We start from the raw sequence: 15,031 nt of genomic DNA, 5'->3' as shown, positions 1-15,031 counted from the left end.
TCACGTCCGCTCGCGGGCGAAGCTCGTCTCGAGCACCCGCCAGCACAGTTCGTCGAAGTCGATCCCGACCGCGCGCGCCGCCATCGGCACGAGGCTGTGATCGGTCATGCCCGGCACCGTGTTGATCTCGAGCAGGAACGGCTCGCCGCTCCCGTCGACCATCAGGTCGACACGGCCCCAACCGCTCGCACCGGTCGCCGCGAAGGCGTCGAGCGCGAGTCGCTGCAAGCGCGACTCATCCGCTTCGGGCAGACCGCAGGGACAGTGATAGCGCGTGCTGTCGGCCCGATACTTGGCCTCGAAGTCGTAAAAGGCGTGCGGCGTTTCGAGCCGGATCATAGGGAGCGCTTCCTGTCCGAGCACGGCACAGGTGTATTCGGCCCCCTGAATCCAACGCTCGGCGAGGACAAGTGCGTCGTAACCGCGTGCCGCGCGCCAGGCATCGGCGAGTGCGGCCCGGTCCTCGACCCGCGCCATCCCGATGCTCGAACCCTCGTGAACCGGCTTGATCATGAGCGGAAAGCCCAACGCCTCGGCACCGGCCAGATCGGCCTCCGTGCGCAGCAGCACCGAGGCGGCCGTCGGCAGGCCGCAGCCCGTCCAAGCCAGCTTGCAGCGATACTTGTCCATGCCCAGCGCCGAGCCCAGCACACCGGAGCCCGTGTAGGGCATCCCGATGGTCTCCAAGGCGCCCTGGATCTGACCGTCTTCGCCGCCGCGCCCGTGCAGGATGATGAAGGCGCGATCGAAGCCGCCGATGCGCAGATGCTCCAGAACCCGCTCGTCCGGATCCAGCGCATGGGCGTCGATGCCCTGACGCAGCAAGGCGGCCAACACGGCACTGCCGCTCTTGAGCGAGATCTCGCGCTCCGCCGCGCGCCCGCCGAGGAGCACCGCGACCTTGCCGAACCGAGCGCGCGCCTGGATTTTCTCTGGTGTCATGGTTGCTCTCCGGCGATTCGTTTGACCTCTGGCACCAATCGGACGCCGGTGGCGTCCTCGACCCGGCGCTGCACCAGGTCGATCAGCTCGCGGATGTCCGCGGCACTGGCCTCGCCCGTGTTGATGATGAAATTCGCGTGTTTCTCGGACACTTGAGCACCACCGATTCGATAACCCTTGAGCCCCTCCGACTCGATCAGGCGCGCGGCATGATCGCCCGGAGGATTGCGGAACACCGATCCGCAGCTCGGAAGCCCCACGGGTTGGGTCTGCGCACGCCGGTCGAGCAGCTCGCGGATCCGCGCCATCCCCGCCTTGCCGTCGCCGGGGGCAAGCTCGAGCGCGACGTCCAGGAACCACTCGCCGGGCGGTCCGAGGACCTCGCGGTAGCCGATGGAGAAATCCCCCGGCACACGCTCGCGAATCCGACCGACGCGATCGATAGTCCGCACCGAGACCACATGCGCCCAGGTCTCGCCGCCCCAGGCGCCCGCATTCATCGCCAGCGCGCCGCCCATGGTGCCGGGGATTCCGGCCAGAAACTCGCACCCGACCAGATCGTGCCGCGCGGCGAAACGGGCCACCTTGGCGCAGGAGACACCGGACTCGGCATCGATCCCGGTCACACCCCTTCGCTCCAGACGTGTCAAACAGGCTTGTGTCTGGATCACGGTGCCGGGAAAACCGGCGTCGTCCACCAGCAGATTGCTCCCGAGCCCGAGCCACAAGAGCGGCTCCCGCGGATCGAGCCGCGCCAGGAAGGCGGACAGATCCGCCGCATCGGTCGGCCGATAGAAGCGGCGCGCAGGCCCGCCGACCCGCCAACTGGTGTGGCGGGAGAGCGGCTCGCGCTCGCGCAGCTCGCCCATCATGCCTCCGACCGGGCCATCAGGCCGGGCAGACGCGCCGCCAGGCCACCGATGTCGCCGGCACCCATCACCAGCACCATATCCCCGTCGAGCACCAGGTTGTCCAAAAGTCCCGGAACCTCGCCGCTCGCTTGTGCGAAGACCGGATCCAGCTCGCCGCGCGTGCGGATCGCACGGCTCAATGCACGCCCGTCGGCACCCGCGATCGGCGCCTCGCCGGCCGGGTAGACCTCGCACAAGACCAACGCGTCGGGGCTGGACAAGACCGCCACGAAGTCCTCGAACTGCTCCTGCGTCCGCGAATACCGATGGGGTTGGAAGACCAAGACCAGCCGGCATCCGGGCCATCCCGCACGCGCCGCCGCCAAGGTGGCCGCGATCTCGCGCGGATGGTGCCCGTAGTCGTCGACCAGAAGCACTCGGCGACCACGCTTGTCCGTCAGCTCGCTCATCATGAAGCGACGCCCGACCCCTTCGAACCGAGACAAGGCGCGCGCGATCGCCTCCTCCTCGACACCCAGCTCGAGTGCAACGCTGATGGCGGCCAGGGCGTTCAGCACGTTGTGCCGACCGGGCAGGTTCAGATCGATCTCCAACGGCGACTCGAGGTCGCGCGCCTCGACGCGGAAACGGGTGCGCATGCCGTCCTGCCGGATCTCGACCGCGCGCACGTCGGCCTCCGGACGCGTGCCGTAGGTCCGCACCGGGCGCGGCACCGTCTCGATCAGGGCGCGGATCTCGTCGTCGTCGATACAGAGCACCGCAAGCCCGTAGAAGGGCAGATGGTGCAGGAACTCCATGAAGGTGCTGCGCAACCGATTGAAGTCGTTGCCGTAGGTGCGCATGTGATCGGCATCGATATTGGTGACGATCGAGATCATGGGCTGCAGATAGAGGAAGGAGGCATCGCTCTCGTCGGCCTCGGCAACCAGATATTTGGTCGTCCCCAGCTTCGCATTGGCGCCTGCACTGTTGAGCCGACCGCCGATGACGAAGGTCGGATCGAGTCCGCCCTCGGCGAGGATGCTCGCGACCAGACTCGTCGTCGTGGTCTTGCCGTGCGTGCCCGCCACCGCGACGCCGTAATAGAAGCGCATCAGCTCGGCCAACATCTCGGCACGGCGCACGATCGGGATGCGCCCGGCTCTAGCCCCTTGGATCTCGGGGTTGGTCTCGTCGATCGCGCTCGACACCACGACGGCATCCGCATCCGCGACCTGCTCGGCCCGGTGACCGATGAAGATCTCGACACCCAACCCTTTGAGACGACGCGTCGCATCGCTCTCGCGCAGATCCGACCCCGCGACCTCGTAGCCCAGATTGGCCATCAGCTCGGCGATGCCGCTCATCCCGGAGCCGCCGATCCCCACGAAGTGGAGTCGGCGAACCCGACCCATCCGAGCGGCGGTATGTTGAAGATGTGCGTTCATCGACCGGCAACCTCTAAACAAGCAGCCGCGATCCGTCCTGCGGCATCCGGCTGCGCGCGCTCGCGGGCCGCATCGGCCATCGCCGACAGGGTCTCGCGATCGCCCAGCAATTCATGGAGCAGCGCGGTCAAACCGGCAACGGTCAGATCGCGCTGAATGACGAGTCGCGCCGCCCCGACATCGGCCAGGTAGCGGGCGTTGCCGACCTGGTGGTCGTCGACCGCAAACGGATAAGGCACCAAGACCGAGGCGACGCCGGCGGCGGCCAGCTCCGAGACGGTGAGCGCGCCGGCCCGGCAGACAACCAGATCGGCCCAACCGTAAGCCTCGGCCATGTCGTTGATAAAGGGAACGACCTCGGCCTCCACACCGACCGCCCGATAGCCCGCCCGTGCGGTGTCGATCGTGCGCTCGCCGGCCTGATGGCGCACGCGCGGACGCAGCTCCGTCGGCAGCCCCGCCAGCGCGGCGGGGACCATCTCGTTGAGGACTTGCGCGCCGAGCGAGCCACCCAGAATCAGCAGTCGAGCGGGCTCGGCAGTCCCCTCCGCGCGGCGCCGCGACAGACGCTCGCGCGGCGGAGGCAGATCGACGATCGCGCGGCGCACCGGATTTCCGCAAGCCTGCGCACCACGCGCACCCGGGAAGCTCCCCGGAAATGCCTCGAATACCCGCGTCGCAATCCGCGCCAACCACTGATTGGTCATCCCGGGCACGAAGTTCTGCTCGTGGATCACCAGCGGCAGACCCAACATCCGAGCGGCCAGACCACCGGGACCGGAGGCGAATCCACCCATCCCCAGCACCACCGAGGGACGACGTCGACGCAGGATCCGCGCGGCTTGCCAGAGTGCAACCGCGATCTTGAAGGGGCCGCCGAGGATCTGAGCGATCCCCTTGCCGCGCAGTCCCTCGATGCGAATCCACTCCATCTCCAAGCCGTGCTCGGGCACCAGGCGCGACTCCATCCCGCGACGCGTGCCGATCCAGAAGACACCCACATCCTGCTCGCGCAGACGCTCGGCGACCGCGAGCGCGGGAAAGACATGCCCGCCGGTACCGCCGGCCATGACGGCTACGCTCGTACCCATGGCAGCCCCCGTGTCGGTCCCTTCTCGACCTCGATTCGGCGCACGGCCGCATCGATCCGCAGCAGGATCGCGATCGACATACAGGCGGCGATCAGGCTGTTGCTGCCGTAGCTCATGAAGGGGAGCGTCAGCCCTTTGGTCGGCAACATCCCGACATTCACGCCGATGTTCACGAAGGCCTGCAGACCGAGACCCAGCCCGATCCCCTGGGCAACATAGGCGGAGAAACGCTCGCCGGCAGCCTGCGCGCGCGCGCCGATCGAAAAGGCTCGCCATGTCAGAAACGCAAAAGCCGCGATCAGCAGCAGCATTCCGACCAGACCGAGCTCCTCGCCCACGACCGACGCGATAAAGTCCGTATGGGCCTCCGGAAGGAAGAACTGCTTTTGGATGCCGTTGCCCAGCCCCACACCGAGCCATTCGCCCCGGCCGAAGGCGATCAATGCCTGGCTCAACTGGTAGCCCGTGTTGAAGGGATCCTGAAAGGGATCGAGAAAGGAGGTGACACGCTGCAATCGATAGGGCGAGATGATGACGAGCACCAAGAGCCCGGCGGCGACGACCAGGAACAAGACCACGAAGGGCATGAGGCTGACACCGCCCAAAAACAGCAGGCCCATGACGGTCGCCAGCATGACCGCAGTGGTCCCGAAATCAGGCTGTTGCAGGATCAGCGCACCGGCGATGCCGATCAGGATCATGGGCCGAATAAATCCCGAGATCCGGTTGACCACGTCTTCGGCATGACGCACCAGGTATCCGGACACGTAGATGATCGCGAACAACTTCACCAGCTCGGAAGGCTGAAGATTCAGCGGGCCGAGCGGGATCCAGCGCGTCGCGCCGTTGACCTCGCGGCCCACACCCGGCACCAACACCAGGACGAGCGACAGGAGACCGAACAGGAAAAGCCAGACCCCGCCGCGTTCCCACCACTCGACGGGCACGCTGTAGGCCAGGACAGCCGCGGTCAACGCGAGGCCCAGCGCAAAACCGTGGCGCGTCACGTAATAGAAGGGATCGTCGCAGCAGTTGGACGCGATCGACATCGATGCCGAGGCGACCATCACAAAGCCGAATGCCACCAACCCCAAGGCACAAAAGAGCAAGGGGAAGTCGACCCCGGCGATCGAACGCTCGCGCCTGCGTTGTGCGCTGCGCGCTGGATTTCCACGCACCTGGCGGGCAGCGACTGTCATGCTCCGAGCCCCCGCACCGCCTCGGCGAAGACTCGCCCGCGATGCTCGTAGCTGTCGAACATATCGAAACTGGCGCAGGCCGGCGAGAGGAGAACCGTATCGCCGGGCCGGGCGATCTCCGCCGCCCGAGCGACCGCATCCTGCATGCTCGCGGCTTCCAACAGCGGGACCTCTCCGTCCAAAACCTGCGCGATCAGCCCGGCGTCGCGTCCGATCAGGACCACCGCGCGTACGGTGCGCTTGACCGCCGAGCGCAGCGGCGCGAAGTCGGCACCCTTGCCCTCGCCGCCGGCGATCAGGACTGCGCGGCCGGTGCTCCCGGGAGGAATCAACCCTTCAAGTGCCGCCACGGTCGCCCCCGGATTTGTCCCCTTGGAATCGTCGTACCAGCGCACGCCGGCGCGCTCGGCGACCAGCTCGCTGCGGTGCGGCAGACCGGAGAAACGACGCAAAACCGCGCAGGACTGCTCCATCGGCAGGCCGCAACCGGATGCCAGCGCCAAGGCTGCAAGGGCGTTCGCCAGGTTGTGAATCCCCGGGATGCGGACCTCTGAGGCCGGCATCAGGGGCTGCGTCCCGCGGCAGAGCCAACGCGCCCCGTCGTGGACGCGCAGCCCGAAGTCGCTGCCCGTCGGCTCGCGGAGGGTGAATCCGATCTCGAGCTCGGCCTCCCGCGGCATCGCGGCGACGATCGGATCGTCGCGATTCACGACGGCGACCCGCGCCCCCCGGTAGATGCGCGCCTTGGTCTGCGCATAGGCATCCAGATCCGGGTAGCGGTCCATGTGGTCGGCCGAGATATTGAGCACGACCGCCACATCGGCGCCGAGACCGAAGGTGGTCTCCAATTGGAAGCTCGACAGCTCAAGGACATAGCGCTCCGCCGAGGCGCCCAGCAAACCCAACGCCGGCTCGCCGAGGTTTCCCCCGACGGACACACGCTCCCCGGCGGCCGCGGCCATCTGCCCGACCAGCGTCGTGACCGTGCTCTTGCCGTTCGATCCGGTGATGGCACAGATCGGCGCCTGAGCGGCCTGAGCGAAGAGCTCGATGTCGCCGATGACCTCGACACCGCGTGCCATCGCATCCCGAATCAAGGGGTCGGAGACGGGAACACCCGGACTGACGATCAGACGCGCGGCGGCTGCGAAGGCTTCGGGCTCGAAGCCGCCGACGAAGACCGCGACCTCCGGCATCTCGTCAAGCAATTGCTGCAAACCGGGCGGATTCTCGCGCGAGTCGGTCACGGCCGTTGCGATGCCTTGCAAGCGCAAATAACAGGCACAGGAGAGTCCTGTCTTACCGAGCCCGACCACCAGGGTCTTCGCGGTTTCGGACAGCCGACTCATCCTACCTGCTCGCAAGACATGCGCGGACCTGTGCCGCGATTGTCCGTTTCGATCGCTTTCATTCCCCCCCCGTCGAATCAAAGCCTACACGAACCCAATGCTGTCGCTGCGCTTACCGGATCTTCAGACTCGCCAGACCGACCAGAACCAGCACCACGGTCACGATCCAAAAACGGACGATGACACGCGGCTCGGGCCAACCCTTGAGCTCGAAATGATGATGGATCGGCGCCATCCGGAAGATGCGCTTGCCGGTGAGCTTGAAAGACATCACCTGCATCATCACCGAGATGGTCTCCACCACGAAGACGCCGCCCATTACGAAGAGCACCAGCTCCTGCCGCGCCGCCACCGCAACCACACCGAGCGCTGCCCCGAGCGCCAGTGCGCCGACGTCGCCCATGAAGACCTGCGCCGGATAGGCGTTGAACCAGAGAAACCCCAACCCCGCGCCGACCAAGGCGCCGCAGAAGACGACCAGCTCCCCGACCTCCGGGATGTGCGGGATCAGGAGATAGCTGGAGATCGGGCCATGACTCGCGGCATAGACGAAGACCGCCAATGCGCCGGCGACCAAGACTGTGGGCATGACGGCGAGTCCGTCCAGCCCATCGGTCAGATTCACCGCGTTGCTGGCCCCGACGATCACGAAATAGGTCAGCAGAATGAACCAGGGCCCGAGCTGGATCGAGACATCCTTCAGATACGGAATCAGCAGCTCGGTCTCCGCCGGAGAACCTGCGGTGACGTAGAGCGCGATCGCCGCGGCAAAACCCGCGACGGTCTGCCAGAGATACTTCCAGCGCGCCGCCAATCCGCGCGGGTTGCGCAGCACCAGCTTTTTGTAGTCGTCCACCAGACCGACCAGGCCGAACGCCAGCGTAGTCAGGAGCACGATCCAGACATAGCGGTTGTCCAGATCGGCCCACAACAGCGTGCTGACCGCGACCGCGACGAGGATGAGGGCACCGCCCATAGTCGGCGTACCGGCCTTGGACAGATGACTCTGCGGGCCGTCGTCGCGCACCATCTGGCCGACCTTGTAGGCGCGCAGACGGGTGATCATCGGTCGGCCGACAAGCAAAGCGATCGCGAGCGCCGTGAGCACGCCCATGATGGCGCGCAGGGTCAGATACCGGAAGACATTGAATCCGGTCTGAAACTGGGACAGCCATTCGGCAAGGTAAAGCAACACCTAACTCTCTCCTACGGCGCCCAGCGCCTCGACGACCTGCTCCATCCGGGCGGAGCGCGAGCCCTTGACCAGGATACGGTCACCTGCGGACAGCTCGGTCCGGAGCGCGCGTACGAGATCCCTTTGGTCGGTGAAATGGCGTGCGCCGTCGCCGAAGGCGGACGCCGCCGACGTGCTCAGGACACCCACGCTGAAAAGACGATCGATGCCGGCGTCGCGCGCGCGCTCGCCGATCTCGCGGTGCAGTGCATCCGCCTCCGGACCCAGCTCGGCAAGGTCTCCCAAGACCAGCCAGCGCCGGCCCGACAGGCCCGCGAGGACTTGAATCGCTGCGGCGATCGAATCCGGGTTGGCGTTGTAGGTGTCGTCAATGACACCGACCTCGCCACACCGAAGGGGACAGAGACGACCCTTCACGGGCATCAAGGTCGCGAGGCCCGCCTGGATCGCGCCCGGCGCGACCCCGAGCGCCAGCGCCGTCGCGGCTGCGGCCAAGGCGTTGCGGGCGTTGTGCTCGCCGGCCAGACGCAGGTCGATCGGGATCGCCTTGCCGTCGTGATGGGCGACGACATGGGTGCCGAAACCCGCCTCGGTCCACTCGACCCGGATTGCCGAGCGATCCGCCCGGAGGTCGGCCCGGAGATCCGCACTACCCTCCAGAGCGAAGGTCAGAACACGGCGACCCTCGGCCAGCTCGCGCCAGAGGCCGGCGTAAGGGGAGTCGCCTGCGAAGACGAAAACCCCGTCGGTCGGCAGACCGCGGGCGATCTCGCCTTTGGCATGGGCGACGCCGTCGACGCTGCCGAAGCCCTCCAAGTGAGCGCGTCCGGCATTGGTGATAAGTGCAACATCGGGACGCGCGATGTCGGTCATGTAGCCGATCTCGCCGTGATGATTGGCCCCCATTTCAAGGACGAGGAAGGTCTCGTCCCGAGCGCTCAAAAGGGTCAGAGGCATCCCGATATCGTTGTTCAGATTGCCGCGGGTCGCGCGGACGCTGCCGACCTGCGCGAGGATGGCGGCGACCATCTCTTTGACCGTGGTCTTGCCGTTGCTCCCCGTGATGGCGACGATCCGCCCCGGGAAGACGTCACGCCAGGCCGCGGCGAGTGCCCCGAGCCCGCAGCGGGTGTCCTCGACAATCCACTGCGGCAGGTCCACCGGGAGCGGGTGATCGACCATTGCCGCGACGGCACCGGCAGCCCGGGCGGCGGCGACGTGGTCATGACCGTCAAAGCGCTCGCCGCGCAGGGCGACGAAGAGCTGACCACTGCAATCGGCACGGCTGTCGGTACCGACCGAGACGAAGCGGCGATCTTCTCCTTCGAGACGGCCGCCGGCGCGAGCAACGGCTTGGGCAAGAGACCACATCACCGGCGGCCCTCCTGCCATTCGCGCAGGGCCTCGACGACCTGGGCGCGATCGCTGAAACGCACCTTGAGCTCGCCCATCTCCTGGATCGTCTCGTGACCTTTGCCGGCGACGAGCACGGCATCGCCGATACCGGCCAGGGCCATTGCGGTGCGGATCGCGAGACCACGTCGGCGTTGCACCCGCACCCGGCTCGGATTGACGACGCCGGCGAGGATATCCGCGATGATCGCATCGCCGCACTCCCCGCGCGGGTTGTCGTCGGCAAGGATCAGCTCGTCGCTCAGACGCTCGGCAATAGACCCCATAACGGGGCGTACGCGGGGATCACGCTCGCCCTCGCAACCGAAGACCGTGAAGATGCGCCGCGGGCCGTGTTTGCGCAGATTCACGAGCGCCGTATCGAGTGCGGCCGGTGTCCGGGCCTCGTCGACCACGATCAGCGGCGTCTGCTCGCCGCCGAAGCACTCCATCCGGCCCGGCACGCACTGGATGCGACTCGACTCCCGTGCAGCGCGCTCGAGCGGAAGGCCGCGCGCGAGCAGCACGGCCATGACGGCAAGAAGATTGGCCGCATTGAAGGCGCCCATCAAACCAACGGCGAGATCCGCCTCGGCACAGGCATCCCGCGTCTCGCAGGCGACGCGCAGACGCAGACCTCTCGGCATCGGAGCGATCGATCGGGCACGGATGCAGATGTCGCATGCGGCCAACAGGGCGTCGTCGGGCGGCGCGGTGTTCGCATCCGCCACGAAACCCGCTACCGAAACCCCCGCGGGCAGTGCGTTCAGGATGGTCTTCGAAAAGGGATCGCTCAGATTCAGAACGGCCCACTTCAGATCCGGAGACCGGAAGAGGTGCAAGATGGCCTCGGCGATGGCCGGCGACTCGGCCATGTCGCCTGCTTCCCCAGGGGCGACGCCGTCGAGTCCGGTGAAGAGCGCATGGCTGAAATGGAGGTCTTCCGCTCGGGAGCGCGCGAGGGCGTCGAAGGAGACCTCGACAGCGACGGCCCGGGCGCCGCGGGAGCAGAGCCCCTCGAGCATCGACTCGAGGTTGCCGAGGTCGCGTTCGCCTGTCGCCTTGAGGTCGCCTGGAAACCCATGACCGACCGTGGCGACGACACCGCAGGGCAACTCGACGGCCAACACCTGCGCAAGCGCGTGGGCGACGCTGGTTTTGCCGCGCGCCCCGGTGATAGCGAAGGTCTCCGGGCATGCGTTCGGCGAGCCGAGGACGCGGTCCGCCATCATGGCTTGACCTCGCGTCGCGCCAAAAGCATCGAGGGCTGCGGATCGTCAGGCGGGACATTGAACAGACGCAGAGCCCCTTCCATGACCTTCTGGAAGACGGGCGCGGCGACGAGGCCGCCGTAGTAAGCCTTGCCTTTCGGCTCGTCGATCATCACGGCGATCACCAGGCGCGGCGAGCCCGCCGGCGCAAAACCGGCGAACACCGCTTGGTAGCGCCCGCCGCCGTAGCCGGCGCGCCCTGCCGATTTTTTGGCCGTTCCGGTCTTGCCGGCGACCCGATAGCCGGTGATGGCGGCACGTTTCGCCGTGCCTTGATCCGAGACCACCGTCTCCATCATCGCCCGCACCTTGCGCGCCGTTTCGGCGCTGAGGACACGCGTCTCCTCGCCCGCAGGCACGGGCGACGCGGGATCCCGCCTCAACAAGGACACCGGGCGCTTGACGCCGTCGGCGGCCAACACGCCGTAGGCTTGTGCCAGTTGCAGTGCCGTGACGGACAAGCCGTATCCGAAGGCTTGGGTGGCATGCTCGAAGACGCGCCATGTCGAATGATGGCGCAGCACGCCGCGGCTCTCGCCAGGCACGCCGACATCCGTCGCGTGCCCGAAGCCGAGCTGATCGTAAAGCCCCCAAAGATCGCCATAGCTCATCATCTGGGCAATCTTCACGACGCCGACGTTGCTCGACTTGGTGATGACCCCGGTCACATCGAGGTTGCCGTAGTTGCGTACGTCCTTGACGGTGTTGCTCCCGACCGCCAACGACCCGCCCCGCGTCGCGATCGTCGTCGTCGGCTTGATCAAACCCCGCTCCAGTGCGGCAGCCACGACAAACGGCTTGATCGTCGAGCCCGGCTCCATGACGTCGGTCACGGCCCGATTGCGGCGACGCTCGCTGCTGCCGCCGCGCTGGGCGTTCGGGTTATAGCCCGGCTGGTTGACCATCGCGAGGATCTCGCCGGTCTCGACATCCAAGGCCACCAGCGTCCCACCGACCGCCTTGTGCTCGGCCACGGCGGCCTTGAGCTCGCGATAGGCGAGGAACTGAAGGCGTCGGTCGAGACTGAGCGCGAGATCCGCACCCTGGCTCGGCGCGCGGACCTGCTCGATCTCCTGCACGATCTGCTGCCGGCCGTCGCGAATCACCCGACGCAAGCCGGGCTCGGACTTCAGCCAGGAGTCGTACGTGAGCTCGATGCCCTCTTGGCCGCTGTCGTCGATGTCGGTAAACCCGAGGACGTGCCCGAAGACCTCGACACCCGGATAGAAGCGACGGTACTCGGTCTCGAAGTCCACGCCCGCGAGATCGTGATCGGCGATGACCTGCCGCACCGCCCGCGCCTCCTCGAAGCTGACACGCCGCTTGAGATAGAGAAACCCGCGCTCCGCGGTGGCGTCGAGCCGCTCCTGCAGCTCCTTCGGCTCAAGCCCCAGCGCGATGGCCAACGGCGGGATCGCATCGCGTCGCTCGACCAGCTTGCGCGGCTCGCCCCAGACCGTTTCCACCGGGGTGCTCACCGCCAGCGGCTCGCCGTTGCGGTCGGTGATCATGCCGCGGCGCGCGGCGATCTCGCCCACACGCAGGTAACGGCGCTCGCCTTCGCTGCGCAGATAGTCGGTTTCGACGACTTGACGATAGAAGACCGCCGCCGAGAGGACGAGGAAGGCGCTCGACAGCACACCGACCAACAGGCGGCGACGCAGCGCGAGATTCGGCTTGGCGTGCCGCGGCTCGGGACGTCGAGCACGGCGATTACGGGTAGACACGGCCGACCTCCTCGATCATCAAGACATCCTCGAACCTTGGATTGAACATGCCGAGCTGGTCCCTGGCCTTGCGCTCGACCCGAACGTGCGTCGAGAGTGCGGCCTCCTCGAGGCGGAGCCGATTCCACTCCACGTCGACGGCGTCGCGTTGGGCGCGCAGCTCCTGCAAATGACCGAAATGGATTCGCGTCTGGTACTTGGTGTACACCACCGCGATCGCCGAGAGTGTCACGGCCAACGCCAAAGCGACCAGAATCCACAGCGGGCGGGCGTTCATGAGAGGCGCTCCGCGACGCGCATGATGGCGCTGCGTGCACGGGGATTGGATGCGACCTCGGCGGGCGAAGGGCGCACCGGCTTGCCGAGGATGCGTAAGCGCCCGCGCGATTCCTCGGCGGTCACCGGGAGCCCCTTGGGCAGAGCGGGGCCGCGCGACTCCGTGCGCATGAAACGCTTGACGATACGGTCCTCCAGCGAGTGAAAACTGATGACGACCAGCCGTCCGGCGTGGGCCAAGAGGTCGCAGGATTGACGCAGGCAATCCTGAATCTCCTCGAGCTCGTCGTTGATCCGGATGCGCAGGGCCTGGAAGGTCCGCGTTGCCGGGTGCTTGCCGGGCTCGCGCGTCGGCACCGACCGCGCAACCAAGGCGGCGAGCTGGGTCGTCGTCGTCAAGGGGCTTTCGCTGCGCTGCGCGACGATATTGCGCGCGATCCGTTTGGCGAAACGCTCCTCGCCGAAGTCGAACAGGACTTGGACGATCTCGGCATCGGACGCATGCGCCAGCCATTGCGCGGCCGATTCGCCGCGGGTGGGGTCCATCCTCAGATCCAGCGGACCTTCGGAAGAAAAACTGAAACCGCGCTCCGCCGTGTCGAGCTGAGGCGAGGAGACCCCGAAATCCAACAGCAGGCCGCAGAGTTTGCCTTGGACGCCGACGTGCGCGAGCAGCTCGGTGATCGAGCCGAAGCGCCCGGACACCATCGTGAATCGCCGATCGGTACGCGCAAGCTCGCTCCCCGCATCGACCGCCTCGGGATCGCGATCGATCGAGATCAATCGACCGGCCTCGCCGAGACGCGCCAGAACGGCACGACTGTGCCCGCCGCGCCCGAAGGTGCCGTCGACATAGATGCCGTTCGGATCCACGACCAAGGCGTGCACACTCTCCTCCAGCAGAACCGGCAGATGTTGTTGTTCGATCAAAGGAACACTCAAAGCGTCAAGGAACCGAGCCCGGCTGCCATGGCCAACTCTCCGATTCCCGCATCGCCGAGCGCCGCTTCGTTGCGCGCGTTCCATGCGGGCTCGTCCCAAAGTTCGAACTTCGAGCCTTGACCGACGAAGGCGACTCGCTTGTCAAGCGAGGCGAAATCACGTAGGTACTGCGGCAGCAGGATTCGGCCCTGGGCGTCCATCTCGACCTCCTGTGCGTTGCCGATATAGAGGCGTTGGATCGCACGGGCCGTGTTGTCGAATGCGGGAAGTGCGGCGAGCTTCGCCTCGATCAACTCCCACTCGGGCTCCGGGTACAGCAGGAGACAGCGGTCGCGATCGACGGTGACGACGAGTTGGGAGTTGCACGACGACTGCAGCCGCTCGCGGTACTTTGCAGGAACCGCAAGACGCCCCTTGACGTCGAGATTGACGATGAAGACCCCCCGAAACACGGCCCGCCCCCCGTGGTGACTTGCGCCAGGCGACCACTTCCCCTATCCCCTAGCCCCTATCCCCTATCCCCCTATTCCCTAATTCCCTAATTCCCCACTTTCCCCCACTTGAGCCTCATCTTAGAGCTGCCAAACGGGATCGTCAAGGTAATGCGCGGCTTTAATTCTTGACAGACAGCAACTTAGATGCGGAGCACCAAGCACAGCATAACGTCTGCGTAACGCATTTCTTTTCATGCAACTAACAGGTAAAGCTGAAGAGGTTTTACAGGAGAGTCTCAGACGACGGGGATGCGGCAGCGCGGCTGCCGTCGGTCGGATCCCGGGACGGGGCCGGGGAAGGGTCTGGGAGCCGGCCTGTAAGCCGGGTTCTGTCGGGGACAGTCATTCATCTGGGACGTACGTCACCGTACGCCTCGAGCGACCTACCCGGGAGCACGCGCGGGCCGCGCGCTGCAGCGCAGGGCTGCATGCCCCCTATTTGGTCTTGCTCCGGGTGGGGTTTACCCTGCCGCTGCTGTTGCCACCAGCGCGGTGCGCTCTTACCGCACCATTTCACCCTTACCTCCCGTCACGAAGACGGGGTCGGCGGTATCTTTTCTGTGGCACTTTCCGTGGACTCTCGCCCCCCAGGCGTTACCTGGCACCCTGCCCTATGGAGCCCGGACTTTCCTCCCTCGCCGCGAACGGCGAGCGCGACTGTCCGGCCGACTCCCAGCCGAGAAGTATAGCGCCGACCGGGGCTGCGGGTCTCGGTCGATCGCGAACGTATGCCCCGTCGGCACAACATCATGGAACACTGCAGATGTGTCGAGACTGCTCGCTGTCGTTGTCGTTGTCGTTGTCGTTGTCGTTGTCGTTGTCGTATCCGATGGTCGATTACGACAACGACAACG

Annotated in this window: 13 protein-coding genes and 1 other RNA gene; all 14 read right to left on the bottom strand. The window is 66.4% G+C overall.

The window, feature by feature from the left end; all coding sequences use genetic code 11:
* The 14 genes from VLR48_RS06090 to rnpB all read right to left on the bottom strand — a co-directional run bounded on the left by VLR48_RS06090 (window position 1) and on the right by rnpB (window position 14,850).
* On the bottom strand, window positions 1-942 hold the full coding sequence (locus VLR48_RS06090; protein WP_325290921.1) for a D-alanine--D-alanine ligase: 942 nt from the start codon (window positions 940-942) through the stop codon (window positions 1-3).
* Window positions 939-1,814: a UDP-N-acetylmuramate dehydrogenase gene (gene murB / locus VLR48_RS06085; RefSeq protein WP_325290920.1), complete on the bottom strand. Its 876-nt coding sequence runs from the start codon at window positions 1,812-1,814 to the stop codon at window positions 939-941. Before murB ends, VLR48_RS06090 begins: the two co-directional genes overlap by 4 nt.
* Window positions 1,811-3,241, bottom strand: coding sequence for a UDP-N-acetylmuramate--L-alanine ligase (murC, locus tag VLR48_RS06080; protein WP_325290919.1), 1,431 nt, complete (start codon window positions 3,239-3,241; stop codon window positions 1,811-1,813). The genes murB and murC overlap by 4 nt, the downstream gene beginning before the upstream one ends.
* Entirely contained in the window at window positions 3,238-4,332 is a 1,095-nt protein-coding gene (gene murG, locus VLR48_RS06075; RefSeq protein WP_325290918.1) for an undecaprenyldiphospho-muramoylpentapeptide beta-N-acetylglucosaminyltransferase, read from the bottom strand. The genes murC and murG overlap by 4 nt, the downstream gene beginning before the upstream one ends.
* Window positions 4,317-5,531: a putative lipid II flippase FtsW gene (gene ftsW / locus VLR48_RS06070; RefSeq protein ID WP_325290917.1), complete on the bottom strand. Its 1,215-nt coding sequence runs from the start codon at window positions 5,529-5,531 to the stop codon at window positions 4,317-4,319. Before ftsW ends, murG begins: the two co-directional genes overlap by 16 nt.
* On the bottom strand, window positions 5,528-6,880 hold the full coding sequence (gene murD / locus VLR48_RS06065; protein ID WP_325290916.1) for a UDP-N-acetylmuramoyl-L-alanine--D-glutamate ligase: 1,353 nt from the start codon (window positions 6,878-6,880) through the stop codon (window positions 5,528-5,530). Before murD ends, ftsW begins: the two co-directional genes overlap by 4 nt.
* Window positions 6,881-6,992: 112 nt before the next feature.
* The gene (gene mraY, locus VLR48_RS06060) at window positions 6,993-8,075 is read right to left on the bottom strand and encodes a phospho-N-acetylmuramoyl-pentapeptide-transferase (protein ID WP_093033456.1); all 1,083 of its coding nucleotides are present in this window, start codon (window positions 8,073-8,075) and stop codon (window positions 6,993-6,995) included.
* Window positions 8,076-9,446: a UDP-N-acetylmuramoyl-tripeptide--D-alanyl-D-alanine ligase gene (locus VLR48_RS06055; protein ID WP_325290915.1), complete on the bottom strand. Its 1,371-nt coding sequence runs from the start codon at window positions 9,444-9,446 to the stop codon at window positions 8,076-8,078.
* The gene (locus VLR48_RS06050; protein ID WP_325290914.1) at window positions 9,446-10,699 is read right to left on the bottom strand and encodes a Mur ligase family protein; all 1,254 of its coding nucleotides are present in this window, start codon (window positions 10,697-10,699) and stop codon (window positions 9,446-9,448) included. Before VLR48_RS06050 ends, VLR48_RS06055 begins: the two co-directional genes overlap by 1 nt.
* Window positions 10,696-12,465, bottom strand: coding sequence for a peptidoglycan D,D-transpeptidase FtsI family protein (locus VLR48_RS06045; protein ID WP_325290913.1), 1,770 nt, complete (start codon window positions 12,463-12,465; stop codon window positions 10,696-10,698). The genes VLR48_RS06050 and VLR48_RS06045 overlap by 4 nt, the downstream gene beginning before the upstream one ends.
* A complete protein-coding gene (ftsL, locus tag VLR48_RS06040; RefSeq protein WP_325290912.1) occupies window positions 12,452-12,742 on the bottom strand; it encodes a cell division protein FtsL in 291 nt (96 codons plus the stop codon). Before ftsL ends, VLR48_RS06045 begins: the two co-directional genes overlap by 14 nt.
* The gene (gene rsmH, locus VLR48_RS06035) at window positions 12,739-13,671 is read right to left on the bottom strand and encodes a 16S rRNA (cytosine(1402)-N(4))-methyltransferase RsmH (protein ID WP_325290911.1); all 933 of its coding nucleotides are present in this window, start codon (window positions 13,669-13,671) and stop codon (window positions 12,739-12,741) included. Before rsmH ends, ftsL begins: the two co-directional genes overlap by 4 nt.
* Before the next feature lie 8 nt (window positions 13,672-13,679).
* Window positions 13,680-14,135: a division/cell wall cluster transcriptional repressor MraZ gene (mraZ, locus tag VLR48_RS06030; protein WP_325290910.1), complete on the bottom strand. Its 456-nt coding sequence runs from the start codon at window positions 14,133-14,135 to the stop codon at window positions 13,680-13,682.
* Window positions 14,136-14,479: 344 nt separating this feature from the next.
* Window positions 14,480-14,850, bottom strand: an RNA gene (gene rnpB / locus VLR48_RS06025) — RNase P RNA component class A.
* Between the last annotated feature and the right edge of the window lie 181 nt (window positions 14,851-15,031).

It is taken from the genome of Thiocapsa sp. (genome assembly GCF_035467215.1).
In the GTDB taxonomy this organism is placed as follows: Bacteria; Pseudomonadota; Gammaproteobacteria; order Chromatiales; family Chromatiaceae; genus Thiocapsa.
The sequence above is the reverse complement of the archived record's forward strand: the minus strand, read 5'-3'. Positions and strand labels throughout refer to the sequence as shown.

What these genes read in the sequence shown, in the direction of transcription:
- murG (WP_325290918.1), bottom strand. Translation starts at nt 4,332, where the DNA reads ATGGGTACGAGCGTAGCCGTCATGGCCGGCGGTACCGGCGGGCATGTC.
- VLR48_RS06055 (WP_325290915.1), bottom strand. Translation starts at nt 9,446, where the DNA reads ATGTGGTCTCTTGCCCAAGCCGTTGCTCGCGCCGGCGGCCGTCTCGAA.
- VLR48_RS06050 (WP_325290914.1), bottom strand. Translation starts at nt 10,699, where the DNA reads ATGATGGCGGACCGCGTCCTCGGCTCGCCGAACGCATGCCCGGAGACC.
- VLR48_RS06090 (WP_325290921.1), bottom strand. Translation starts at nt 942, where the DNA reads ATGACACCAGAGAAAATCCAGGCGCGCGCTCGGTTCGGCAAGGTCGCG.
- ftsW (WP_325290917.1), bottom strand. Translation starts at nt 5,531, where the DNA reads ATGACAGTCGCTGCCCGCCAGGTGCGTGGAAATCCAGCGCGCAGCGCA.
- murB (WP_325290920.1), bottom strand. Translation starts at nt 1,814, where the DNA reads ATGATGGGCGAGCTGCGCGAGCGCGAGCCGCTCTCCCGCCACACCAGT.
- murD (WP_325290916.1), bottom strand. Translation starts at nt 6,880, where the DNA reads ATGAGTCGGCTGTCCGAAACCGCGAAGACCCTGGTGGTCGGGCTCGGT.
- ftsL (WP_325290912.1), bottom strand. Translation starts at nt 12,742, where the DNA reads ATGAACGCCCGCCCGCTGTGGATTCTGGTCGCTTTGGCGTTGGCCGTG.
- murC (WP_325290919.1), bottom strand. Translation starts at nt 3,241, where the DNA reads ATGAACGCACATCTTCAACATACCGCCGCTCGGATGGGTCGGGTTCGC.